General features: G+C 47.7%; 21 protein-coding genes and 1 pseudogene. 10 read left to right on the top strand and 12 right to left on the bottom strand.

Translation table 11 applies throughout. The features are described 5' to 3' along the window. Positions 1 to 22: 22 nt before the first annotated feature. From BUB38_RS13375 to BUB38_RS17050, 4 genes and pseudogenes are all read right to left on the bottom strand, one after another. Complete coding sequence (locus BUB38_RS13375) at positions 23 to 1,030, bottom strand: virulence RhuM family protein (RefSeq protein ID WP_073161239.1); 1,008 nt, start codon at positions 1,028 to 1,030, stop codon at positions 23 to 25. Between the two features lie 286 nt (positions 1,031 to 1,316). Further along, complete coding sequence (locus tag BUB38_RS13370; protein ID WP_256382243.1) at positions 1,317 to 1,889, bottom strand: S41 family peptidase; 573 nt, start codon at positions 1,887 to 1,889, stop codon at positions 1,317 to 1,319. Positions 1,890 to 1,987: 98 nt separating this feature from the next. Continuing rightward, a complete protein-coding gene (locus BUB38_RS13365; RefSeq protein ID WP_139258458.1) occupies positions 1,988 to 2,647 on the bottom strand; it encodes a hypothetical protein in 660 nt (219 codons plus the stop codon). Between the two features lie 618 nt (positions 2,648 to 3,265). Next, positions 3,266 to 3,370, bottom strand: a pseudogene (locus BUB38_RS17050) (DUF763 domain-containing protein); the annotation flags it as partial. Between the two features lie 238 nt (positions 3,371 to 3,608). Here BUB38_RS17050 and BUB38_RS13350 point away from each other — a divergent pair. The 5 genes from BUB38_RS13350 to BUB38_RS13330 all read left to right on the top strand — a co-directional run bounded on the left by BUB38_RS13350 (position 3,609) and on the right by BUB38_RS13330 (position 8,639). Beyond that, complete coding sequence (locus tag BUB38_RS13350) at positions 3,609 to 4,439, top strand: TIGR02147 family protein (RefSeq protein WP_346348721.1); 831 nt, start codon at positions 3,609 to 3,611, stop codon at positions 4,437 to 4,439. Further along, a complete protein-coding gene (locus BUB38_RS13345) occupies positions 4,436 to 5,614 on the top strand; it encodes a hypothetical protein (protein WP_073161234.1) in 1,179 nt (392 codons plus the stop codon). Before BUB38_RS13350 ends, BUB38_RS13345 begins: the two co-directional genes overlap by 4 nt. Positions 5,615 to 5,700: 86 nt before the next feature. Further along, entirely contained in the window at positions 5,701 to 6,723 is a 1,023-nt protein-coding gene (locus BUB38_RS13340; protein WP_139258457.1) for a polysaccharide lyase, read from the top strand. Between the two features lie 18 nt (positions 6,724 to 6,741). Beyond that, the gene (locus tag BUB38_RS13335; RefSeq protein WP_073161232.1) at positions 6,742 to 7,401 is read left to right on the top strand and encodes an HAD family hydrolase; all 660 of its coding nucleotides are present in this window, start codon (positions 6,742 to 6,744) and stop codon (positions 7,399 to 7,401) included. A 155-nt stretch (positions 7,402 to 7,556) separates the two neighbouring features. Further along, positions 7,557 to 8,639, top strand: a complete 1,083-nt coding sequence (locus tag BUB38_RS13330; RefSeq protein ID WP_073161231.1) for a PDDEXK nuclease domain-containing protein — start codon at positions 7,557 to 7,559, stop codon at positions 8,637 to 8,639. A gap of 3 nt (positions 8,640 to 8,642) precedes the next feature. Here BUB38_RS13330 and BUB38_RS13325 read toward each other — a convergent pair whose 3' ends face one another. Both BUB38_RS13325 and BUB38_RS13320 read right to left on the bottom strand, forming a co-directional pair. After that, positions 8,643 to 10,529, bottom strand: coding sequence for a hypothetical protein (locus BUB38_RS13325; RefSeq protein WP_073161230.1), 1,887 nt, complete (start codon positions 10,527 to 10,529; stop codon positions 8,643 to 8,645). Between the two features lie 3 nt (positions 10,530 to 10,532). Then, positions 10,533 to 11,105, bottom strand: coding sequence for a GNAT family N-acetyltransferase (locus BUB38_RS13320; RefSeq protein ID WP_199505719.1), 573 nt, complete (start codon positions 11,103 to 11,105; stop codon positions 10,533 to 10,535). A 44-nt stretch (positions 11,106 to 11,149) separates the two neighbouring features. Here BUB38_RS13320 and BUB38_RS13315 point away from each other — a divergent pair, with 44 nt between their 5' ends. Next, positions 11,150 to 11,989, top strand: a complete 840-nt coding sequence (locus tag BUB38_RS13315; protein ID WP_073161229.1) for a metallophosphoesterase — start codon at positions 11,150 to 11,152, stop codon at positions 11,987 to 11,989. A 32-nt stretch (positions 11,990 to 12,021) separates the two neighbouring features. Next, positions 12,022 to 12,615 (top strand): hypothetical protein, encoded by a 594-nt coding sequence (locus BUB38_RS13310; protein ID WP_249269395.1) that lies wholly within the window; start codon positions 12,022 to 12,024, stop codon positions 12,613 to 12,615. Here the strand turns inward: BUB38_RS13310 and BUB38_RS13305 are convergent. Together BUB38_RS13305 and BUB38_RS13300 are read right to left on the bottom strand one after the other, a co-directional pair. Further along, the gene (locus BUB38_RS13305) at positions 12,608 to 13,168 is read right to left on the bottom strand and encodes a flavin reductase family protein (protein ID WP_073161227.1); all 561 of its coding nucleotides are present in this window, start codon (positions 13,166 to 13,168) and stop codon (positions 12,608 to 12,610) included. The genes BUB38_RS13310 and BUB38_RS13305 overlap by 8 nt on opposite strands. Positions 13,169 to 13,266: 98 nt before the next feature. After that, positions 13,267 to 14,844, bottom strand: a complete 1,578-nt coding sequence (locus tag BUB38_RS13300) for a ribonuclease E domain-containing protein (protein WP_139258456.1) — start codon at positions 14,842 to 14,844, stop codon at positions 13,267 to 13,269. A gap of 148 nt (positions 14,845 to 14,992) precedes the next feature. Here BUB38_RS13300 and BUB38_RS13295 point away from each other — a divergent pair, with 148 nt between their 5' ends. Further along, positions 14,993 to 16,078 (top strand): glycoside hydrolase family 5 protein, encoded by a 1,086-nt coding sequence (locus tag BUB38_RS13295; RefSeq protein ID WP_073161225.1) that lies wholly within the window; start codon positions 14,993 to 14,995, stop codon positions 16,076 to 16,078. Between the two features lie 13 nt (positions 16,079 to 16,091). On the opposite strand, the gene rsmA is transcribed toward BUB38_RS13295, so the two are convergent. Genes rsmA through BUB38_RS13280 form a run of 3 tightly spaced genes read right to left on the bottom strand, consistent with a single transcriptional unit; the run spans position 16,092 to position 19,486 of the window. Further along, positions 16,092 to 16,871, bottom strand: coding sequence for a 16S rRNA (adenine(1518)-N(6)/adenine(1519)-N(6))-dimethyltransferase RsmA (rsmA, locus tag BUB38_RS13290; RefSeq protein ID WP_073161224.1), 780 nt, complete (start codon positions 16,869 to 16,871; stop codon positions 16,092 to 16,094). A gap of 2 nt (positions 16,872 to 16,873) precedes the next feature. Further along, entirely contained in the window at positions 16,874 to 17,743 is an 870-nt protein-coding gene (locus BUB38_RS13285) for a patatin-like phospholipase family protein (protein ID WP_073161223.1), read from the bottom strand. Positions 17,744 to 17,779: 36 nt separating this feature from the next. Then, on the bottom strand, positions 17,780 to 19,486 hold the full coding sequence (locus BUB38_RS13280; RefSeq protein ID WP_073161222.1) for a hypothetical protein: 1,707 nt from the start codon (positions 19,484 to 19,486) through the stop codon (positions 17,780 to 17,782). 58 nt (positions 19,487 to 19,544) lie between these two features. On the opposite strand from BUB38_RS13280, the gene BUB38_RS13275 reads away from it, so the two are divergent. Both BUB38_RS13275 and BUB38_RS13270 read left to right on the top strand, forming a co-directional pair. Continuing rightward, the gene (locus BUB38_RS13275) at positions 19,545 to 21,083 is read left to right on the top strand and encodes a phosphomannomutase (RefSeq protein ID WP_073161221.1); all 1,539 of its coding nucleotides are present in this window, start codon (positions 19,545 to 19,547) and stop codon (positions 21,081 to 21,083) included. Between the two features lie 115 nt (positions 21,084 to 21,198). Beyond that, positions 21,199 to 22,125 carry a PorV/PorQ family protein gene (locus BUB38_RS13270; RefSeq protein WP_073161220.1) on the top strand — a complete coding sequence of 309 codons (927 nt, stop codon included), beginning with the start codon at positions 21,199 to 21,201 and terminating at the stop codon, positions 22,123 to 22,125. Here the strand turns inward: BUB38_RS13270 and BUB38_RS13265 are convergent. After that, positions 22,114 to 23,082, bottom strand: a complete 969-nt coding sequence (locus BUB38_RS13265; RefSeq protein WP_249269393.1) for a sigma 54-interacting transcriptional regulator — start codon at positions 23,080 to 23,082, stop codon at positions 22,114 to 22,116. The two genes, BUB38_RS13270 and BUB38_RS13265, sit on opposite strands and share 12 nt — an antisense overlap. Positions 23,083 to 23,194: the final 112 nt, after the last annotated feature.

Raw genomic sequence — 23,194 nt, 5'->3', positions numbered from 1 at the left:
GGTTGTGTGCTGCTAAAGTTTCCTATGCTTTATAAGAGGCAATCTTTTCGCGAAGTTCCAAAAAGTTGTCAAAGTCGCTTTTCAGATTTGCAAGTTCCTTTCGCTTGAAGAGCTTGTATTCGCGTTCAGCTTTTTCCATGGCATCTTCGTGAGAAATCTTACCATTGCCCTCGAGTAATTTTCTCTGGCTCATGACAATCTGGTTGTCCAGGGCGTCTATCCAGTCCTGCATGCGCATTTGCTTTTCGTCAAGGGCCTGCAATTCTGCAAAATCCAGGAACTGAGAAACCATCAGGTTCAAACGTTGTAATTCTTTTTCAGATAAATAATTCTTGGCGATTTTTACATCTTCTTCGGTAACGTAATTTCCCTTGAAGTTAGTCATGCCGACAAACGGTTTTTCGCTATCCACACGTTCGTAAATCAGTTCTGCGGCTGTATGCTCGTGAACGGCATAGTGCAATTTGTTCTGCACGGTTGCAAAAAAATCCAGCGTGATCTTTTTACGGGGATCATAGTCTACGGCGGTGGCGTAAATGTCTGTCACCTGCTGATAAAAATTTCGTTCAGAGGAACGGATGTCGCGAATGCGCTGGAGTAGTTCCTTGAAATAGCGGTTGCGGCCATTTTTCAATCGTTCGTCATCTAGCGCAAAACCCTTTTGGATAAATTCGTGCAGACGCGTTGTGGCCCATGTCCTGAATCGAGTCGCCACTGGAGATTGCACGCGGTAACCGATGGCAATGATGATATCGAGATTGTAGTGTGCAATTTCGCGTTGAACATTCCGCTTGCCTTCTTGCCGAACTAACAAGAAATCCTTGTGAGTTGACTCGCGAGGCAATTCGCCGTCCTTATAAATATTGTCGATATGGAGACTAACGTTTTGTTGCGTCGTCTCGTAGAGCTCCGCAAGCTGGACCTGAGTCACCCAGACATCTTCATCTGCAAAACGGACAGATACATTTGTCTTGCCGTTTTCATCTTTGTACAGCAATATGGAATTGTCTTCAGGACGGACTTCTTTCATATATACAAATGTACACTAAAGAAGGGGCTGTGTCAAGCCAATTGACTTTGTTTACCCTCAATGTTTAAATCCTACCCAAATGTTGCCCCAAGTTTACATTTAGACGGTTTTGGGAGAATTTGCACTTGAACTGACCCTTGATGCCACCTCTCCACAGGACTACGGTTATTCCGTCCGTTGCGTCCGCAACTAACCCGACGAAACTGTATGAAAAGAGCTAAGCCAAGAAGCCTAGCTCTTTTTGTGTTGAGAACGCTATTCCCGCTGGAAATAATCTCTCGGGGAATTAAAACTTTACGGAGTGCTTAGTCTCTTTTTTCACAATTTCGCCGTTGATGTTGCGATAGTGTTGCGTTTGAGTTCTATTTGCTGCTGGCCTAGTTATATCGCTTCTGTTGTTTTTAGGTGCGTCTTTTGGGGCCTTTTCGATGTATACGCCATCTAAATTGTCTGCAGAAGTTGATTCCTCCGTCTGGAGTACCGATCCTTTCTTTAGGACTGCCAGGAGTTCCTTGTCATTTTCCGTAGAGGAAGCAAAGGCCTTGACTTCGTGGGTGCTGAATTGTTCTTTTCCGTCGTACCAGTCTTCAATGTTTTTCAGTGGCTTGACGGTAATTTGAATGCGAGAGAGAACTGTAGAGTAGGTTTCACCGTTATTGACATAGGTCACTTCAATGGGCTTGTTCTTGGGACCGCGAAGCATAAGTTTTGCTTCTTCGCTGGATTTTCCCTTTAAGGAAATTCCATCAATGGCTATAATCCGGTCGCTGACCTGGAGATTGCTTTCTGCTGCAGGTGTATTGGGAATAATGTCAACTATTTTGATGCCGTCATTCTCTTTTTGAAACGAAATGCCGATGCCGCCAAAACTTTCGGATGCGACAGCTACGCCAATTGCGAAAAAAAGGTGGCAATTATTTTACTTACATTGATCATTTATCCTCCTAAAAAATGGTGTTAAAACTTTACTGAATACTTGGAGTCGTTTTTTGAAAATTTGCCTTGGGCGTCACGATTGTGATGCAAAATAACCTTAGCTGTTTTTTTATGACTGTTGGCTGGTAGGGAAGATGGTGTGGACGATAGAGAGTATTCTCCGTAAACGAGCGCCTTTTGCTGTGTTGTTTCTCCTACGTAACAAGTGTCGTTCAGTAGAGCGCCGTAATTTTTAATATCAATGATGTCACCTGGCGTAACGGATATTTTACTGGGAATAAAGACAAGGTCCGACTTAAATCGCCTTACCATTGTTGAATCGTTGCCTTTGGGCAAGGTTAGCTTGCTATTCTTCAGTTTTACAGCCTTTACGGTTGTGACTTTGTGATCAACGATTCCTATTATAGGAACAGATGTAGTTGTGTTGTTCATATCATGTACACGATCATACTTTTCGTATACAGAGTCTATCATTCCACTTACATTTACTGTGAAACTCAGTTGTGTAAAGGACGAATCTTTTAGATAACTGAATGCTTCATTGAATGTTTTTTCGTCAACTATTGCGAAACCTGCATGACTAATGACTTCGCAGATTGTAATATCGGCATTCCTGATAGATCCGGCCTGCGCAATAGTATGTGTGAGAAGAATAAGGACAACTGAAAGAAGATTTTTCATAATAGATGGCATGTTTGATTTTCGTGAAAAGATAACAAATTGTCTAACGCTTTTGAAGCATCATGAATAAAACGATCTTTTTTTAAGTTGTATGCAATTAAAAATGTTTTTATATTTGCGCGCCAAACGATGTTTTTTGTTGTTGAATAAGAAAAAATAGTTTGTATTCAATGACCATTAGGAGGTGAATTAATGAAAAAAGTTTATTTTATGATATTCGACTTGCGGACTTTTCTTCGGCAAGTTCCTTTTCACGTTGTTTAAGTTTCCGTTCCAATTCACGATTCTTTGTCGCGACTCTCGGCTTGTAGACTTTTCGCCTTTCAGGACGAGTTTGACCGTTTGCAGCTTCATTTCTTCATTGTAATGGACTCTAGACATTGTTTTTTCCTCGATTCTGGAATGAAATGACTTCGTCATTTTGATTCTGCACCTCGGTCATAAAAACATGTAAACATGTTTTTGCGACACTCGGTTTGGAAATCATTTAACAATGAATATGAAAGCATGATTTATCCTCTTATTAAATCACGCCATGGTCCAAAAATATATTTTCAATAGAGTCCACATTTCTTGTTGAGGGACCTTATGAACCTTGCTTGTGGAATTTTCGCAATAGCCCTGCTGAACCACCGCCCAGTCGCCTTCATCGGTCACAATGAAATTATGCTGGTAAAGCTGGAACCCATCCTGTACGGCAGTGTTGTCCACCTTGGCGCAGAGGCAGGTCTGCTACACCAGTACGTTTAGGCATTTCTCAAAGGTACTCAAATTTAAAACGGCTTGTCAAACTCAAAAGGGCATTGAGCTTGCCTTGAACACCTATATGGTGAATACTGTTGTATAGTAAAACTTTAATTTTTTGTATAGAAGCTATAAAAAGCGTGAATTTTGTGTAAAAAGACTAATTTTGTATAATTTTTTTATTGACGAGGTAAAATAACGAAGTTAATTTATCGTCATGCTGAAATCCATAATTGAATACGAGGACTACCGTCAGTACATGCAGGACTTCTACGAAGACCGCAAAAGGACCGGCGCTTTCACCTGGCGGGAATTTGCCAAGCGGGCTGGTTTCAGTTCGCCGAATTTCATCAAGCTGGTGTGCGAAGGTAAGAGCGGTCTTTCTCCCCTCAGTGTGGAGCGTGTGGCATCCGTCATGGGTTTCGTAGGGATTGAACGTGTGTACTTCCGTTCCCTGGTGATGTTCAGCCAAGCCAAGAAGGATTCCGATAAAAAGAATGCCTACAAGGAAATGTGCGATATCGCTGGAGCCCATAGGGTGCGCCTGCTGGAAGGGGAGGCTTACGCATTTTATGAATCCTGGAAAAATACCGTGATCCGGGAACTGGCTCCCATGATGCCAGGGGCGAAGCCTTTGGAAATGGCCAAAATGTGCATACCGTCCATCACAGCCGCCGAGGTTAGCGAGACTTTGAGTTTCCTGGTTAAAGCGGGGTTCTTGGAGAAGGATGGGGAAGGTTATCGCCAGACCAACAAGTCTGTGGCAGCATCGGCTGCGGCCCTACCTATGCTGGTGCGCTCCATGCATAAGCAAATGAGTGACTTTGCCAAGGAGTCCATGGACAAGGTCTCTGTTGAAGAACGCAATATTTCGGGTGTCACCGTGGGTATCGACCGAGAGGACTACGAAAAAATTGTTGGTGAAATAGAGGAATTGCGGAGAAAGGTGGTGGCCATTGCCACCGAGAAGAATTCTGCTGAACAGGTCTATCATTTGAACCTGCAGTTTTTTCCGCTGACCCGCAATACAATAGGAGGTGAAAAATGAAGAAGTATATCTATGGCGCTCTGTTGTCTATGCTCTGTGCCTGTTCCAGCGAAAAAGTGGCGGGTGGATCCGCCGAACTTCCAAATGCCGATAAGTATTCCTTTGTGGAGATGGATGATGCTGAAAAGGAGTATTTTGAAGGAGACGCGGATTCGTTCCCCTGCATTAGGCATGATGGTCCGGAATACGAAGTCCTTTATAATTTTGTAAGTCGCGTGGGTTCTTGTGAGGTCCGCAATTTTAGCGATGGGGAGTATAAGGAAGTTCTCCAGATTGAAATTCACGGGCAGGGTTATAGTGACAAGTCTATGCAACTTGTGAAAAAGGATAAGAACTGGTTTGTTGTGGAGCGAATCTACGAATTGGAATCTGGAGGCTCTTTGGACACGACCTCGGGATATCATGAGGAATTCGGCAAGGATTGCGAAACCAGGCATGGTCAATTCCATGAACAGGAACATGCCTGCATTTTGAAGCTGGACATGATAGATACGGCCGCTGTATGGAACGCCTATCGCAAGCAGTATGTGGATGGATGTCGTTCGTTCCAGGAGAGTTACGAAGCGGGTATGGATACCCTGGTGGGTGTGTATGGTTTTAGTTTGGGCGATTTGAAGGTGTGCTTTGTTGGAAGTCCGGCTGACGTGTTTCCCCATAAGCGACTGGAGTTTATTGAAGTTCCTGGTCTCAACAACTATTGGCTGGACTACCATAACGCCGGTATAGGTCGAGGCGAGTTGCAGTTTTCCGTATCCGTAAACTTTCTGTATACAGAGAATGAAGAATTTGTGAATGATGTGAAAAATCCGGAATTGGTCTACCTCGGTGTCAGTGTATACGAGACCATGGAGTTGTTCGAGGATCATTGCCAGCGGGATAGTCTTTTCTTCCAGGAAAAATGCGAAGGGATTGGTGGCGAGATGGTGTCTGAAGGGGATTGCTCTGTAGCCAGGGCAACTGAAACTTTCGCCAAATCCGAAGACTTCTTCATGAATTATGAGTGTGCGGGTGTGGTGCCTGTAGCAAAGGCGGAAAAGATTCTTAATAATCTGGCCCAGGAATTTGCAGGAGTTTGCCGGGAGGAGCTGAAGAGGTTCAACATGGAGGATTATCCCGAAGGAATAATGCTTGATTCGTTGAACAGCTTCAATTTTGCAGAATATTTGACGAAGTAGCATTGCGCTTCATTGAATCTGCGGGATCACTTCCCTCGAAAAGATTGTATTTTCAGGGGAGTGAGTCTTCGCAATAGAGATGCGTTATGAGATTTGTCAGTGGAATCAGTCTATTTATCTTGTCTTTCGCTACGTCAGTTCTTGCCGATGTGGTGTTTTCTGCGGATTTTGAAAATCGTGCTGTCGGCCTGTACACCAATAAGATGGCCCAGGAGGACTTCCCTAAAAAGGCGGGCGTTTCCAGTTGGTATGCCATGGAGCAGAATGGGGGCCAGAATGCAAAGATTGTGCAGGACGATGAAGAGCACGGGATGGTTCTGCAGCTGAAGTACCCAAAGGGTTGCGTAGGGCCCAATGACGAGGGCGAGCGCCCCGCCTGCGCCGGGCAGGTGAAGCAGCCGCTCAACGTTTCTGCAGAAGAAATGTGGGTGGCGTACGATATTCAGTTCGAGCCTGGTTTTGAATTTGTGAAAGGTGGAAAGCTGCCGGGACTTTGTGGCGGTGAATGTTATACTGGCGGAAATCGCCCCTCTGTAGGTGACGGCTGGAGCGCCCGCATCATGTGGCGTGCAAATGGAGCTGTGGTGCAGTATCTGTACTTTGTGGATCAGGCGAGTACCTATGGCGATGACGCCAAATGGAACTTGAATGGAACTCAAAAACAGAAGCAGTTTATACCGGGAACATGGCATCGCGTCGTCACCCGCGTAGTTTTGAATTCCGTAACTACAGAAGGCAAGGGCGACAAGAACGGTATTGTGCAAAGTTGGTTTGACGGAGAACTTGCTTTAGATTTGGATACCTTGCGTTTGCGTGATTTCCAGGACCAGAAAATAGACGAGTTCTATCTCTCTACATTCCATGGCGGAGACGATGACACCTGGGCGCCCTCCACAGATGTGTTCGTGCGCTATGATAACTTTGTAGTTTCCACGGATTCTATCAATGTGAAATCTGTGAAGCCTGGTTCTTCTGACGAAGGCACTTCGGCGATTAAGCCTGCTTTCCCCAGCAGCCGTAGCGGCAAGCGTAGCAGTCTGCGTCCAAGCGAAAATTCCAAATTTTTCAAGAACGACAAAGACTTTAACGCCATCGGGCAGCAATTATAAATTTCTAAATTTGCGGCCATGCCTAATGCCCTAATTTTTGACTTGGATGGAACCCTCTGGGATACAGTCGCTCCCTTGACTCTCATATGGAATCAGGTGTTCCAGAAGAACGGTACGGGCAAGGTGATTTCTGAAGATGACCTTCGAAATGTGATGGGCAAGAACCTTCAGGAAATAGGTCGCATCTATTTCCCTGACATGGCAGAAGAACGTCGCGCCGATATTTTCAGCCAGTGCGCGGTGGCTCATTGCGCTTACTTAAAGGAACATGGCGCCCCGCTATTTTTTGAAAAGAAGTTCATGGAACAGCTTGCTGAAAAATATGAACTGTTCATCGTCAGCAATTGCCCCTGCGGGTACATCGAAGCTTTTCTGGAATCCTGCCATTTGCAGAAGTACTTCAAGGACTTTGAAATGTCTGGACGCACTGGCAAAAGCAAGGGCGAAAACATCAAGGCTATCTGTGAACGAAATGGGCTGAGTTCCGCGCGAAACCTTCAGGAAAAATTTGCGCAAACTTGCGTCTACATCGGCGACACTCTCGGCGATGAAACTGCTGCAAACTTTGCGGGCATTCCCTTTATCCATGCCGCCTACGGTTTCGGCTCAGCAAAGAATCCCGCTGCGGTTCTTCACGACTTTAGCGAGCTGCCGGGAGTTTTGGAAAAACTTTTCTAGAATTTACAAATCTTTAACAAAGTAACCCTTGCCAATTTTTATATAAAAGCTATTGTTCATCCCGAGCGTTACGAAAAGTCTCCTGAACACCTGATAAAAAATCAGGTGTTTTTCTGTTTTGTAGAAAAAATTTTTTTTCAAAAAAAGGAGATACTATGCCCAGAAAAAATCCAAATAATCTGCCACAGACTTACGCTACTTGGATTTCTGAACTCAAGAAGCGTTATGCCCAGTCGCAAATCAAGGCTTCCATTGCTATCAACGGCGAGTTGATAGGCTTTTATTATAGCTTGGGTCGCGACATTCAGCAGAAAAAATTCCAAAATACTTATGGCAGCGGGTTCTATAAAAAGCTCAGCGATGATTTACGCCGTGAAATCCCAAATGCCAAGGGTTTTTCGCCAACGACTCTGAAATACGCCGTGTATTTCTACGATTTGTACAAGGATTATGTAGAAGGACAAAATCGTCAGCAACTTGCTGACGATTTGAACAACCGAAATCGTCCACAACTTGTGGACGATTTGAAGAAAATCCCTTGGGGACATCATCGCTTTATTATTGATTCTTGTAAAAATTCCCCTAAAAAGGCTCTTTTCTTCGTAAAAAAGACCATTGAAAACAACTGGTCCCGTTCCATGTTGCTCACGTTTCTTGATACAGACCTGTATGAGCGTGAAGGTAGAGCCGTTACTAATTTCCGTACGACTTTACCCAAGGAGCAGGGGGACCTGGCTCGTGAATTGACTCGAGACCCGTATTGCTTTGACTTTGTGGAAGTTCGTAGCGATTTTGAGGAACGGGAATTGAAAGACGCTCTGCTCAAGAATATTGAAATGTTCCTGATGGAACTTGGACGCGGTTTTGCCTACATGGGGCGAGAATATCGTTTGCAGGTCGGTGAAACGGAACAATTTCTTGATATGCTTTTTTACAACACCAAGTTGCACTGCTATGTGGTTGTTGAAGTGAAAACAGGGAAGTTTGAACCTGCGTACATTGGACAGCTTAGCACTTACGTGGTGGCCGTGAATCATTTGTTGAAAAGCGCAGAAGACAAGCCTACGCTTGGTATTTTGGTGTGCAAGGACAAGGACGAAGTTCTTGCGCAGTATTCCTTGGAGGGCTCGGTCAATCCCATCGCCATCTCAGAATTTGAATTGTTGAAAATTTACCCGAAGGATTTCAAGAGTTGCCTGCCCTCTATCAAGGAACTGGAAGATCAGTTAGGTGGATAAATTTTATTCCCCGTACTTGCTCCAGTCAAAATCAACCTTATTTTTTGCGTTGTATTTGACGATGATTTCTAGGGCGGTATAGGGCTTCAGAGAAAATGTATCAAAGGCTTTTGTTGCGTTTTCGGTAGATGCGCCTAGGCGAAGCCTCAGCCCAAATACATGACCTAGTTCAAAATAGCTTAGAGTTCCGCCAAAATCTAGACCTACAGACGTTTGATCGACGGGCCAATCTTTTTCGTTGGAATCAATATTTATGATTCTGCTGATATTTACGGTGGGACCGATGTATGCGTCGGCTTCCCAATACTTTGTATTGAGATAGCGGTAGTGAAGATCTAGACCGATGACGAAGCTGTCGTAGATATAGTCGTTTGTATTTTCGGAAATTTGCTCAGGACGTTTTTTTAACTCCTTATCGGGGAAAATTTGCATAAGGAACTCGGCACCAAATTGCTTATACCCACCGCCTATGAACATAGATACGCCTATTCCGGGGTCGATATATGAAGATAGACCTCCAAGGGGGAAATCAAGTGCAGGCCCTATGCCAAAGGAAAAATAACCGCCATATTCTTCTCGATTCCAGTAACGCTTCACCAGGTAATGTCTTAAATCTTGATTGGGGATTTTGTCCAAATTCTCTTCTATAAGAACTGCCATTTTTTCTTTTTGATTTTCTGATGAACGCTTTTTGAAAGCGTATTCATTCAACGCGATTATACGGCTAAAGTCATCTTCAATTTTTAGGATGTCATTGTAGGCACCATCGCTATCTAACCAGGAATAAATTTCTGGTATTGAGATTGCTCTACTCGCTACTCCTTGGAGGCTTCTATGAGATTCCCTGTACTTTAAGGTATCGTAGGGAGTCAATCGGATTCCGTTTCCAGAAAGAAGATTCAACCACTTGTAATCTTCATCGGTAAGGGCTGAGCCAAAGATGGGGTAGGTGGAATCTGCTGCATTGATGATTTTATCCATAGCTTTGGAAATTTCGCTGAAGCGTTTTTCCCGGATAAGGTGTCCGATTTCTTGATGCAATTTTGGAATGGGATTTCTCGGGATGCGGAAGGAATATTTGTATGGAAGAACCTTGAGTTGGTTGGGGTCTAATTCCTCGGGCTGATTAGTTGAAACCTGCTGAGAAAATCCGTCTCCAAAAAATACTCTCTTTGAATTTCGTGGTATATGAATCAGGCTTTTAAGTAAATCGACGGAATTTTCTATCCCGTTTTTTGCAGGGACGTAGTAGGGGGTGGTGATGACGGGCAGGTAAAGGTAAACCGTTGTATCGGCTTCCTTCCATGAACGAGAATTGGTGTCGTAGGAATAGGTGGCTTTTATACCAACTTTGATTAGTTGGGTTAATACCTCGCGTGAGTCACGGATAAATCTTAAATCAGAAAATGAATGCAGTTGGTCTAAGGTAGCCCTCCGTTCTAGAACACTTTGAGTGGAATCTAGCCAGTTGTCCCATGCGGTGAATTGCTCCGCTATTTCGTTGTCCACATTGCTTACGACAATCGACCGGTTTGATCGCCAATCTGGGTCGTCAAAAATGCATAGGACTGGGTTGTCGTCCCAACGGGAAGAATAGGCGTTCCACTTGCTGGAGTGTGCTACCACTTCTATGTGATTGACAACCCCGATGACCGGAGTGAATTTGTTTTTGGGGTGATCCAGTTTTTCTTGAACGGTGGGCAAGCTTTTGAATATGCTTGGAACCAGGGAATCAATGACGTCTTCTTGATTTGGTTCAGGTTTGCAATCTCCAAAACAGCAGAAACCGATGGTTGATAAGTCATTTTCAAGTAGGTTGCGTGCAATCCCGCTGATGCACAATAACAATATTGCATATAAAATCCTCATAGGTCCTCCCAACTTGAACATAATCTACAAATGTTCCCCCAGCATCTTTTCCATCCAGATCATGTTGTACCATTGCCCGAATTTGTAGGCGCAATCGTGGAAGGTTCCTACTAGGGTGTAGCCTAGCTTTTCGTGAAATTTCTGGCTGCTGTTATCTAGGCGGGTGCTGCCTGGTTTGGGGCTTGCGATGCAGGCGTAGGCGTTTAGAATCCCGCGAGATTTTAGTTCGCGATTCAGTTCGCTGTACAGGGCTCGGCCATAGCCTTTCCCATGTTCGCCAAGCTTTACGTAGATGGATGTTTCTACGCTGCGATTGTAGGCGGCTCGTCCCTTGAAAACTCCCGCGTAGCAATAGCCTAGAATTTCTGTGCTGTTCTCGTCGGAACCCGTGGCGGCTCCTGCTCGTTCTATTACCAGGTAGGGGTACTTTTCCAGCGTTCCCCCAATCCTTGCTGCAAATTCTTCTACGGTGGGGGCGTCATACTCAAAGGTAATGGCGGTGTCTTCTACGTAGGGTTTGTAGATGGCCTGTAGCGCGGCGGCGTCTTCGATTCTTGCGGAACGGATCTTGATCATGGTGACCAGGAAATCTAACAAAAAGCAACTTAACAGGAAAAATTTTTAAATGTAAATTTGCACCTATGAAATGTTTCTTCGTTAGCGATTTGCATATTGATTTTTACGCGCCCCTAACACGGACCGTATCTTTACTGCATCGCTATTTTCAGGAATTTTTCGACAGGAATTTTTTGCCGGCGGATGTTTGCTGTATCGCAGGGGACATTGCCAACAATTATTTTACCTACGTCGAATTTCTGAAGTTTATCGCGACGAAGTACAGCCGGGTTTTTGTATGCCTGGGAAATCACGATGTCATTTGTGAACGTGAGGGCGTTTTCGGTTCGGATCGAGATTTCCCTACGTCCGAAAGTAAGATTACCTTTTACCTGGAAGAGGCTGCGAAAATTCCAAACCTTCACCTGCTGGAAAATTTGACGGTAGATGTTTTTGCCGGGTGCATGGGCATGTGCGATTTTACCTACAAGCATGTTCCCGATGCTTCTGTAGAAGAGTATAAGATGATCTGGTCTACCCGCTGGTTTGACGGTCGCCATTGGAATTACAAAGGCAATGATACGGAGGCCCTCTGGAATCATTATGCGGGAATTATGGACAGTTTGACGGCTGCCCGCCCGAAGGTGATGATGAGTCATTTTTTGCCCATGGAATTCGGCATGGCCGAAATGTATCTGAAGGATCCGCTGTCGACCTACTTCTATTTTCAAGGTGAAAAATTCTTGAGTAATCTGGATGATGGTTCCATCTGGCAGGCGGGACACACCCATTCCGCCATCAAGAAGGTAGTTCGGGACAGCCTCGGAAAAAATCATTTGCTGCTTTGCAATCCTGTTGGCTACCCTGATGAAGAACCGTATCGCGAAAACAATTTGCATAGGGAAGATTTCCTGTTGGATATTTAGGCTTCCGGTTTTTTATGTTTAACGTACCCTCGATGCATCAAATTATTTCCTGGTTTGGCTGGGGCCACGAGGCGGGTGCCGTCGCCGCAGTCAGCTTTATGGTGGCGGTTGCCATTATCTTTGTGCCGGTTGTTGCGGGTTTTGCCTTATATGCCTTGGAGCGTCTCCAGATAAAATTGCTCGGAATGATCAGCGTGAATTTTGCGTATGCCTTTGTGAATTTCGTGACCTTCCCGGGGACTTTTATTCATGAGACGTCGCACTTGATTTTGGCGGTCGTTACCGGGGCCAAGGTGACGGATGTATGCATGTTCGAAAACAAGGATGGTTGCCTAGGGCATGTGAGTTATTGTGCCCGGGGGCCGTTCCCCATGCAGATGGTTCAGCATGCCTTGATTGCGGTGGCTCCTACTGTGGTAGGATTTACCGTTGGCTATTTCCTTTTGCAGTATATCATAAAAACGCCCCACACTTGGTGGGGCTATATAGGGCTTTGGTATCTGTTTGTTTCGCTGGTAGATCATTCTACCATGAGTGACGCGGACCTAAAAAATTATTTCCGGGGCGTGTGGATTTTTATCGTGCCGCTGGCCGGAATTTTATTCGCCTGCGAAATGATTACTTGATGTTTTTTCCGTCGGAGAAGGCGTTGCCAACCTTTTCGCCGATGGCATAGTAACCATGTCCTGCCGTATCGTAGCAGATGGGGTTCAGTTTTTTGATGTCGATTTTTTCTTCGGCGTCGAGGATGGATTCGTCAGCGGTAACGTTCACCACTTCGCCTAAAAGCAGTTCCGGTTCTTCGGCGTAGCTTACCATCTTGCATTCCAGGGTGAGGGGCAGTTCTGCAATGAGGGGCGCGTCGACGTTCTTGCTCTTGACGGCGGTAAGTCCGGATTTTTCAAACTTGTCTGCAACTTTGTGGCCGGAGTTAAGTCCAAGGAAATCAATTTCCTTGATGTTTTCGGCGGTGGCCATGCTAACGGTAAAGCACTTGCGTGCCTTGATGTTGTCCATGGTCTTATGGCTGTTGGCTACGTAGATGGCGACCTGGTTCATGTCGCTGACGGAACCCCATGCAGCCACCATGGCGTTGGGCGTACCGTCTTCGTTGTAGGTTCCGATAACCAATACGGGCTGGGGATAAAGATAGGGTTTGGCACCAAGATTTTTACGCATAGAAATTTCCTCTTTCCATTGAAAATAATAAAAAGATTTTCAATTACAACAAAAAAAGCCTGCATTTCTGCAGACTTTCATGATGGGAGAAAATTTCACTAGAAGTTAACGAATAGGCCTAGGTCAACAGCGAACCCGTCGGTGGTAGAGAAGCTGCCGAAGGGGTTCTGCAGGAACTGCTTTGTGAATGCAAGTTCTGCGGCAACACGGCCATATTCAAAACGGGAGCCCAGGTTGACTGTGGTCGTGTTGGCGAATGTGGTTCTGCTGGTTGCGACAAAATCAGCCAGTTCGTACTTTTCGTAGGAGAATACGTTCCAGTCAAGATTTGCGCCGCCGAAAATCATCATATGCTGATTCAATGCGACTTCGCCAAAAATGTTAGGTGTGACGAATGCGCTGAATCTTGTATGGCTATCCATGATGTTTTCGATTTCATCGTAGATGGCGAAGGGGAATCGGGTGTTGACGCCAAGATAGATGCGGGCATCTTCAGCCTTGAGGACAGCTGCGCCAATGTTGAATGTAGGCTTGAACTCGATTCGTGAAGAGGTATCGGAGACGGAGCTCTTGGTAATGACGTGATTCTTTTCGCCCTTGATGACTTCTTCCACGGTGACCTTGGTGTCGGTGGTAAAGCTATGGCGCAAACCTTCCACTCCGAAAGTCCAGAAGACTTCTTCACCGGAGTAAGAAAGGGCTAGCTTTCCGGTAGCGTCCCAGATGTTCTGTTCCCATTTATTGAAGGGGTCTGCGCTGTATCCTTCGGATTCGGGTTTTACGTAGTGGCCGCTTGCGACGATGTCGAAGGAACCGACCTGCAATGAGGCTGTTGCGCCGATGCTGGAGCCGCCATAGGTGATTTTTTCATTTTGTTCGGTAATGGGATATTCTGCATCGTTCCACTGTTTGCCGAAGGATCCGTCAACGGAAACGCCGAACTTCTGGAATGCCACACCGGCGGTGAGTAATCCCATGCTCTGGGAATTGTCGAAGGCGAGGAAGTATGTGGTGGTATTTCCGAAGGCCAGTGCAGCCCTTTCGTTGGTGGGTTCAAGGTACAGTCCCTTGATTCCGTACATCTTGCGGGGTGCGGCTATATTTCCGCCGATGGTTGCGGCTGCGGCTTCGTTACCTACAGCATTATAAATATTGGCATGCAAGACATCCAGGGGGCCCTTGGTGGGCTTTTCTGCGGTTTGTGCAGGTTCCTGAATGGGAGCGGTGGAATCCTGGGGGACTGCCACGGAATCGCTGGTGGTTGCGGTGTCGGCTACAGCGACCTGCTCTGGGGTGGTTTCGGCTGCGGGTACATTTTCTGCAGTTTCGCGAGCAGTTTCGCGAGCAGTTTCGTCAGCGGCTTCTGCGGGGGTTGTCTCATTTGCGGCAGGGGCAGTCTCGTTTGTTGCGGGAGTGGAGGTTTCTGCCGTGGCCGTTTCTTCGGCACTCTTTTCAGGGTTTACGGCAGCGGTTTCTTCTGCCTTGACCTCTTCTGCGGGGGCTGCTTCTGCTGCAGCGGGGGCTTCGCTAGAGGCGGGAGCTTCCGCGATGGCGGCTGCATTTTGTTCAGCGGCAGGTGCTGCTGTTGTGTCAGATACGGTTGCGCTAGGAGTGGCTTCCTGGGCGTAAAGATTTACAACGGTGCCTAAAGTGGCGATAAGAAGAGACATTTTCATATTCATGTCTTCAACATAAACAAATCATGACGAACCTTATTAAGAATAAATCATTTTTTTGGGAACAGGCGTATACAAAAACTTCAAGAATTTTGGTGCATAATCGAGAGGAGAAGTTTAACTTTGGAAAAAACGACGGAGTAAATTAATGTCACTACTGCGCTTATCAGGGCTGTTTTTAGCTGGAATTCTGACTTTATGGGGCTGTAACGGAGAGAACGTTACTGAAGTCTCCTATGAAAAGCTGGATGAACCTATTGGCGAAAGAATCGGCCCTGTCAGTCAGTATGGAAGGCTGATTGCCGGAGTGAATTCCGAGGGCAAGGGCCGAATATACGGCAGTTGCAAGGGCGTGTCTGATGGTAACGAAGTTCAGGTACGAGGCATGAGCCTTTACTGGAGCCTTTTGAAACCCGCTACAAAGTTTTATTCCGATACCGGCATTACGACCATGGTGAACGACATGAAAATCGAAGTGATTCGTGCCGCCATTGGTACCGAAGAAAATTGGGGCGGGACATTGGGATTTTTGCTGGATCCGGATGCTCAGCGCGAATTGATCGATCAGGCTGTTAAGGCGGCCATAAAGAATGACATCTATGTAATTATCGACTGGCATTCCCATAGTGCGCATAAGCAGTTGAGTGATGCTATCGCCTTCTTCGACGAAATGGCTCAAAAATACGGCCAGTATAACAATGTGATTTTTGAAATTTTTAATGAGCCTACCAGAATTGTCTGGGAGCAGGTGAAGGCTTATGGCGATACCGTCGTCGCGACCATTCGAAAGCATTCTGACAATTTGATTCTTGTGGGTAACCCCATGTGGGACCAGTCGCCCAATTGGGCTATAGGAAAAGAGATCGCCGATTCACTTCATAATATTGCCTACACATTCCATTACTACGCTAATAGCCACAGCATCAAGCTCGAAGGACGGAATGCCGAAGAAGCGATGAATGCGGGGTTGTCCCTGTTTGTTAGCGAATGGGGTACTGCAAATGCAAGTGGAAAGGGCGTGCCTGATGCAGACCGCAATGATCAATGGCAGGAATGGATGGATGAACGCAAGCTTTCATCCGCCAACTGGTCCGCTTCCATGATTAACGAAGGTACTGCAGCATTTGCGCAGGAGAGCCGAGTAGACTCTCTTGTGTATACGGTATCCGGTGAATTGGTGAAGGGATATCTATCTGCAAATCCCGATTCTTACAAGGCCTGCAAGGCAAAGTAAGCTTTAGGAAAAGCTATCCGACAATCACTTTATAAAATTCCATGAACTGTTCGGGGGAAAGTTCCTCGGCACGGACAGTGGTAGGATAATCCAGGAGTTCGATGGCTTCCTGGATTTTCTTCTTGTCGTAGGCGCGACCGAAGGAATTGGCCAAGGTCTTACGCTTCTGGGTAAAGGCGGCACGAACGAAATCGAAGAATCCCTCGGGAGCCTGCAATGCGTCTGCGCGGGGGGTGAGCAGCATGGTGGCGCTGTCTACGTTGGGCTTCGGTGTAAAATGCTCGGGACCGATCTTGCGTAAAATCTGGGTGTTGGCGAAAGCGGATACCAGAACAGAAAGGCTGCCGTAATTGCTGCTGCAGGGCGAAGCGCAAATGCGTTCGGCAACTTCCAGCTGCACCATTCCCATAAAGCCCTTGGTCAGATGCAGTCGGGGCATGAGCCCTGCGATAATTGCCGTAGAAACATTGTAGGGCAGGTTGCCGGTGACCCAGGGCTTTTCGTGTGCATCCAGAAAGGCCTGCAAGTCGAATTTCAAGAAGTCGATGTTGGTGATATGGAAGTTTTCGCGGTCGCCGAACTTTTCGTTCAACACGGCCACGCACTGTTCGTCGATTTCGACGGCTGTCAGTTCCACGCCGCGGTTCAGCAGGTGTTCTGTCAGGGCGCCATGGCCGGGGCCGATTTCGAGAACGGCTTCACCCTTTTCGGCAGGCAGGTCACCTGCGATGGCGATGGCGGTGGGAACATCCAGAAAGTTCTGGCCAAATTTACGACGACGAGCTCTATCCATGTCTATAAAGATAGAAATTCCTTCAGGTCGGCCATTCTTTCGCGGCCGTCTTTCAGACCCAATTCATAAAGGGCTACAAGTTTTGAAGTGTCCTTTTCGACGCGGCTGATTTTCAAGTCTGTTTCGGGGCGGAAAACGAAAGCCTTTCCATTGGCTTCCCATTGGGCCAGAGTTTCGAGGCTCTTGTTGTAACGGATATGTCGATCGCCAACGGCCTTTACGAAGTTAGGATACTTGCGGTAGACGATCTTGTATACGGGAAGAAAACTGTTCGCCTCTTTTTGGTAACCCTTGTGTCGTGTGGTGATGACAACCTGCTTTTTATAGCCGGTGCGGTCCATGAATTCAAAGGGGATGCTGTCGGCGATATTTCCGTCAAACATTTTCTTGCCCTGGTAATGAACCAGGCTGCTCATGAGCGGCAGCGAAGAGGATGAACGGATGGCATCCATATCCTGGCGCAAGTCGTGAACCTGGAAGTATTCGGCGCCACCAGTTTCCACGTTGCTTGCGGCCACATAGAATTTTGATTCGGCGGCATTCTTCTTGAAGGTGCCAAAGTCGAAAGGATCGATGACTTCGGGTACTGTATGGTAGCAGAATTCCAGGTCAAAGTAGTTGCCGGTACGAATCCAGTTTCCGAAGCTCATGTAGCGCTTGTCCTTGGAATGGACTGTATCCAGTCGGAAGTTTCTATCCCGCTGTTCCGAAAGGTAATTGCAAAGGTGGGTTGCCCCTGCCGAGGTTCCGGCGTAGCCGCCAAACTTTAAACCTTCATCTAGCAACGCGTCAAGAACGCCGGCGGAGTAAGCTCCACGCATACCGCCACCTTCCAGTACCAAGGCGGTGTCTTTCAAGAATACTTTAAACATTCCTTTTTCTGAATCCTGGATCGGTTCCATAAAAGATTAGAAGTTCACGAATGCGCCAATGGACATGGCAATTTCATCATGATCCGAGAAGCTGCCGAAGGGGTTCTGCAGGAACTGTTTGGTAAATGCCATTTCGAGGGCGGCAAATTCATACTGGAGACGCATGCCGAGAATGGCTGTGGTTTCTCCGGATTCCATTTCCAGTGCCTTTACAGAAACGTTGTTGATGTAGGAATCACGATAGTCTGCTACGTCCCAGCAATAGCTGACGCTGCCGAATGCCATGACGTACTGGCCCAGGGCCACTTCTGCCAGGACGTTGGGTGTCAAGGTCAAACCATATTCGTTATGTCTGCTGACAACGCCATCGATTCGGTCGTACGCAATCAGGGGAACGGCTGTATTCAGACCAAGGAATACGCGGGCTTTCTGGTTCTGCAGAATGGGGGCGCCCACATTAAATTCGGGAATGACTTCTACACGGGTCGTGGTATCGGTAACGGTCGACTTGTAGGTCGCCTTATAGGTTTCGCCGTTTTCTGTGAATATGGATTCGGTTTTGCTGCTAGTGCTGGCTTTGTACCTAAGGAAGTTCAGGTTAACGGACCAGGACAAGGCATTGCTTGTGGTATGAGCTACGGTTAGCTTTCCTCCCAGGGCCCATTCGTCCTTTTCGTGTTCTTCGCCAAATTCGCTGATGAAATAGGAACCGTTGGGGTTGGCGTAGGTCACTCCTAATGCAAGGTCGATGTTGGCCAGATTTGCAGATGCTGTTCCACCGAACTGAGTGCCGGGATTGGTAATCTTGTATGTCGTGCTGGAGGAATCGATGTCGTTATCGATGTAGCTCCAGGATTTCCCTGTTGCGGCCTCTAGGCTGAAACCGAAGTTTTGCCCGGCGTAGCCCAAGGTAACAAGGCCCAGTTCGCTGTAGTTGGCGGCATTGGTCTTGTTGTTGTCAAAGGCCAGGAAGAATGTGCTGCCTTCTCCGAAACTTACAACACCGTATCCGTCTACAGGTTCGATGTAGACGAACTTGCGGTTGTGCATTTTGTGGGGCGTCGAAATTTCACTGGCGACGTTGGCGGCTGCGGCTTCATTGCCGACGGCGTTGTAGGCCCTGCCGTGGAAAATATCCAGAACGTGTTTTTCGGCAGTTGCCTGGACTGGTTGCTCGGCGATACTTTCTGCTTCCTGTTGTGTCAGGGGCATGGCAGGTGTCGTATCCCAGATACTTTCTGCAGTTTGGTCTAACTCTGGATTTTCGGCTGCAGGGATTTCTTCGACGGGCTGAAGTGCTGTCTGGGTTGCTGCCGAATCGGTAGGTATAAAGGAAATGCCTGCCGGCTCCACATAGCTGGGCTCTTCCATGGGCATAGGCTCGGGTTTGGGCATAGGCTGGAGAAGTTCCGCACTTTCGCTAACAGGAACGGGGGCGTTGGGATCCACATATTCAGGGGCAGGTTCCGCAACGGCATTATTCTCCATTTCGGAACTTTCAATGGGTGCAAATGTATTTGACGTATCGCTGGAGACGATGGGGGCAGGAATTTCGGAGTCCTGCGGTGCCGCGGGCTGGATAGATTCTCCGTCCATCGATTGCAAGATGGTTTCTGCTGAATTATCCTGAGAGGGTTGCTGCGTTAAAACGGGTGCATTTTGAGCCCAGATTGTTGCTGATGACAAGCTGATTGCGGCTAGAAAAATTTTCTTACTGATGTTCATGAAGATAAACTTAATCATTTTTTCTATTTTTGGTTAAAAGGTTTTTTTAGGAAGTATAATTTCCATTGAGGTTTTTATGTCCGTTGCAATGCAAGATGTAATGAAACAGTCCGGTGTGGCCTTTGGTACCAGTGGTGCTCGCGGCCTGGTTTCTGCAATGACCGACCGTGTGTGCTATGTTTATGCACGCTCCTTTATCAAGTACTGCGAAGCTAGCTACAAGTGCGAAAAGAATATCGCTATTGCTGGAGACCTTCGCCCAAGTACTGGTCGCATTTTGCAGGCTCTGGTGAAGGCCGGCCAGGATGCTGGCTGGAAGGTGACTTATTGCGGTCGCATTCCTTCTCCTGCCATTGCACTTTATGGTCTTGATAAGAGCTTGCCCACCATCATGGTGACAGGATCCCACATTCCTGCCGACCGTAACGGTATCAAGTTTAACCACCCCAACGGCGAAATTACAAAGGCCGACGAACAGGGCATTGTTTCTCAGTCTGTTGATTTTGACGAAGCTTTGTTCGATGCTGCCGGCATGTTGAAGAATGCTCCGGAACTTCCCGCTGTTGAAACCGAAGCCGAAGAAAATTACTGCAAGCGTTATCCCGAATTCTTTGGTGAAAAGGCTTTGCAGGGCTTGACCATCGGCGTCTATCAGCATTCCGCTGTTGGCCGCGACATTGTGGTCCGCGTTCTCGAAAGCCTGGGCGCCTGCGTAAAGCCCTTCGGCCGCAGTGACGTTTTTGTTCCGGTGGATACCGAAGCGATCCGCCCCGAAGATGAAGAACTGGCCCGCGAATTTACCCACAAGGATTATGTGGACGCCGTGTTCAGTACCGATGGCGATAGCGACCGCCCGCTTCTGGCTGATGATGTGGGCATGTGGCTCCGCGGTGACGTGCTGGGTATTTTGGCATCCCAGGCTCTGGGCATCAAGCGCATCGCTACTCCCGTCAGCTGCAACACCTCCCTCGAAAAGTCCGAAAGCTTCGAAAAGATTTGCCGTACCCGCATCGGCTCCCCCTATGTCATTGCCGGCATGGAAAGCCTTATGGAAGGTGACGCCGCAGCAAGTGCTGCCGCCGGCGTGTCCGTCGCCGGTTACGAAGCCAACGGCGGTTTCCTGCTGCAGACCGATCTGAAGCGCACCGCCTATGATGGCGTTACCCGCACTCTGAAGGCTCTGCCCACTCGCGATGCATTGCTCCCCATGATTGCTGTCATGGTCATGGTTCGCGAACAGAAGATGTGCGTGGTAGATCTTCTCCGCAAGCTTCCCAAGCGCTTTACTGTCAGCGACCGCCTCAAGGAATTCCCCACCGAAATTTCCAAGGCCAAGCTTGCAGAAATCCGCGAACAGAAGCTGGGTGAAAAGTTGTTCGGCAAGTTCGCCGCCAAGCCCAGCAAGTTCAACAAGGGCGCACCCTTCCACGGAAAGATGGTCTCCCTTAACGAAGTGGACGGCTACCGTATGGAATTTGATTCCGGTGACATCGTTCACCTGCGTCCCAGTGGCAACGCCCCGGAATTCCGCTGCTACGTGGAAACCGAAGGCAAGGAACGTTCCGCTGAACTTCTGGCTGACTGCCTCAAGGTCATGGAAGGCTGGCGTAAATAACATAAAGGTTAAAGGGTAAAGATAAAAGGATAAAGGTTTAAGTTGACCTTTATTCTTTTGATCGTTTGGCGGTTCTGTCCTGCGGCCCTCCTCATTTTTTTGTATCTTAAATCTCATGATGAAGAAACTTCTTGCTACGCTTACCCTATCTACAGTTGTCACCGTCTTTGCCGGCGAACATTGGAATGTGGATTTGGGCGGTGTTTCTATGAAGTATCTTTCGATGCAGGTGTCTGCCCGCAGTGCGGCTATGTCTGGTGCCGGTGTTGCCGACGCTTCCCGTGCGGCCGAAGTGAGCCGCAATCCCCTGGCTATGAGCTCTGTAGAAAATGCGGAGTTCGGCGTGAACCAGCTGGTGTTTGACGATAATTCCGCCGACAACTTTGTATCGGCTTATTATGGTCTGCCTTTTAGTTTTGGCACGATGCCCTTGACCTACTCCATGACGGTGGATTTTCTGGGTTACGAGGATATCGAAGGGCGTGATGAGTTTGGCAACGAAACCTCTAGCTATGGAGCCTACGCCTGGAGCATTCAGGCAGGTCTCGGTAGCCGCGGTAAGGTTTTCAACTGGGCTGCGTCCGCCCGCTTTGCGACCCAGACCATTGACGATGAATCCGCTGTGGCCTTCCTTGGAGATATTGGCGGATCCTACCGCGTGAATAAGTATCTGGCTTTTGCAGCGACCTTGACCAACTTTGGCTACATGGGCGATTATGACGGCGAAGATGAGGCTGCTCCTATGGCGTTGCAGGCTGGCATTACCGGTATTTTGCCCATTACCGAAAACTGGAATATCCATGCTTCTGCCGATGCATACCGTCGTGCGGATACGGACCCTTATTGGCTTTTTGGCGGCGAAATTAATTACGCCGACATTCTGGGTTTTCGTATGGGTTATGCCATCCGTCCCGATACCGAAGATGGTATCAGTTGCGGTCTGGGCCTGAATTTCGGGATGATCGTGTTTGATTACGGCTACAGCCCCCGCCCGGCATTTGAAGGCGGCCAGCATTACATTACCGTGGGTCTAAAGTTCTAGGCCTCCGTTTTTCTTGATTTGATAGGCCAGGCAGCCGCGGCTGATTCCTAGGTTCTTGGCGGCAACGGATTTGTTCCATCCGGTGTTTTGCAGTTCCGTGAAGATGGTGCCCCAATTGGGGGCTGTGGCGTATGGCCTTGTGCTTGCAATGGGAACTGGAGTTGTGAAACTCTTCCCGGAATCTTGCAGGGATCCCTGGTTGTCGTATTCATCGGTGATGATTTCGTATAAGGTTATTCCGTGGGGTTTCAGCAGGGCGTAGCGTTGCAGTACGTTTTTCAGCTGACGGACGTTCCCGGGCCAACGCTTTTGAGAAATAATCCGTAGTTCCTGTTCGTTCAGGGAGCAGAGCAGTTCATCTTCGGCGTTTGAATTATGGGTGTGATAGGCGTTCTCGATGGGGTATATTTCTTTTAGGGCGTCAGCCCATAAGGTTTGCGATAACTCCCTGATGTCATCCCTTTCTCTAAGGGCTGGAATTTTTACCGGGAAAACGTTCAGCCTAAAATAAAGGTCTTCACGGAAACGCCCGGCGGCCACTTCAGTTTTCAGGTCGCGGTTGGTGGCGCAGATTAGCCTGAAGTTTACCGGTATGCTCTGGGTTTGCCCCAGGGGCAGAACGGATCTTTCTTGCAGGACTCTTAACAGTTTGCATTGTGTGTCCAGCGGCATCTCCCCAATTTCATCTAGGAACAGGGTTCCCCCTTCGGCGGCGCGGACGACGCCCTGTTGGTCGGTGGCTCCGGTGAAGGCTCCCTTTCGAGCTCCTTCAAGAATGCTTTCGGCCAGATTCCTGGCGATGGCGCCACAGTTCAGGGCCACAAAGGGGCCTGATTTTCGGTGGCTGTTGTCGTGTATGTAACGGGCGGCAACTTCCTTTCCGGCTCCGGATTCACCTTGCAGGAGTACGGACATGTTGGATTTTGCGGCGATGAGCATCAAATTTTTGTACTTCATAATTGATATACACGTGTTTTTCCCTTTTACGCACCCCTCTTTATTACTATTTTTACGCCCGCGCTGATTTTTTTACAAAAGTCGCAGAAAATACGGCTGATTTTGTAGAGGC

The sequence above is a fragment of the Fibrobacter sp. UWH5 genome, from assembly GCF_900142505.1.
Classification (GTDB): domain Bacteria; phylum Fibrobacterota; class Fibrobacteria; order Fibrobacterales; family Fibrobacteraceae; genus Fibrobacter.
This window is presented reverse-complemented; position numbering and strand designations above follow the sequence as displayed.

What these genes read in the sequence shown, in the direction of transcription:
- BUB38_RS13375 (WP_073161239.1), bottom strand. Translation starts at nt 1,030, where the DNA reads ATGAAAGAAGTCCGTCCTGAAGACAATTCCATATTGCTGTACAAAGAT.
- BUB38_RS13365 (WP_139258458.1), bottom strand. Translation starts at nt 2,647, where the DNA reads ATGAAAAATCTTCTTTCAGTTGTCCTTATTCTTCTCACACATACTATT.
- BUB38_RS13350 (WP_346348721.1), top strand. Translation starts at nt 3,609, where the DNA reads ATGCTGAAATCCATAATTGAATACGAGGACTACCGTCAGTACATGCAG.
- BUB38_RS13345 (WP_073161234.1), top strand. Translation starts at nt 4,436, where the DNA reads ATGAAGAAGTATATCTATGGCGCTCTGTTGTCTATGCTCTGTGCCTGT.
- BUB38_RS13340 (WP_139258457.1), top strand. Translation starts at nt 5,701, where the DNA reads ATGAGATTTGTCAGTGGAATCAGTCTATTTATCTTGTCTTTCGCTACG.
- BUB38_RS13335 (WP_073161232.1), top strand. Translation starts at nt 6,742, where the DNA reads ATGCCTAATGCCCTAATTTTTGACTTGGATGGAACCCTCTGGGATACA.
- BUB38_RS13330 (WP_073161231.1), top strand. Translation starts at nt 7,557, where the DNA reads ATGCCCAGAAAAAATCCAAATAATCTGCCACAGACTTACGCTACTTGG.
- BUB38_RS13325 (WP_073161230.1), bottom strand. Translation starts at nt 10,529, where the DNA reads ATGTTCAAGTTGGGAGGACCTATGAGGATTTTATATGCAATATTGTTA.
- BUB38_RS13315 (WP_073161229.1), top strand. Translation starts at nt 11,150, where the DNA reads ATGAAATGTTTCTTCGTTAGCGATTTGCATATTGATTTTTACGCGCCC.
- BUB38_RS13310 (WP_249269395.1), top strand. Translation starts at nt 12,022, where the DNA reads ATGCATCAAATTATTTCCTGGTTTGGCTGGGGCCACGAGGCGGGTGCC.
- BUB38_RS13305 (WP_073161227.1), bottom strand. Translation starts at nt 13,168, where the DNA reads ATGCGTAAAAATCTTGGTGCCAAACCCTATCTTTATCCCCAGCCCGTA.
- BUB38_RS13300 (WP_139258456.1), bottom strand. Translation starts at nt 14,844, where the DNA reads ATGAAAATGTCTCTTCTTATCGCCACTTTAGGCACCGTTGTAAATCTT.
- BUB38_RS13295 (WP_073161225.1), top strand. Translation starts at nt 14,993, where the DNA reads ATGTCACTACTGCGCTTATCAGGGCTGTTTTTAGCTGGAATTCTGACT.
- rsmA (WP_073161224.1), bottom strand. Translation starts at nt 16,871, where the DNA reads ATGGATAGAGCTCGTCGTCGTAAATTTGGCCAGAACTTTCTGGATGTT.
- BUB38_RS13285 (WP_073161223.1), bottom strand. Translation starts at nt 17,743, where the DNA reads ATGTTTAAAGTATTCTTGAAAGACACCGCCTTGGTACTGGAAGGTGGC.
- BUB38_RS13280 (WP_073161222.1), bottom strand. Translation starts at nt 19,486, where the DNA reads ATGATTAAGTTTATCTTCATGAACATCAGTAAGAAAATTTTTCTAGCC.
- BUB38_RS13275 (WP_073161221.1), top strand. Translation starts at nt 19,545, where the DNA reads ATGTCCGTTGCAATGCAAGATGTAATGAAACAGTCCGGTGTGGCCTTT.
- BUB38_RS13270 (WP_073161220.1), top strand. Translation starts at nt 21,199, where the DNA reads ATGATGAAGAAACTTCTTGCTACGCTTACCCTATCTACAGTTGTCACC.
- BUB38_RS13265 (WP_249269393.1), bottom strand. Translation starts at nt 23,082, where the DNA reads ATGAAGTACAAAAATTTGATGCTCATCGCCGCAAAATCCAACATGTCC.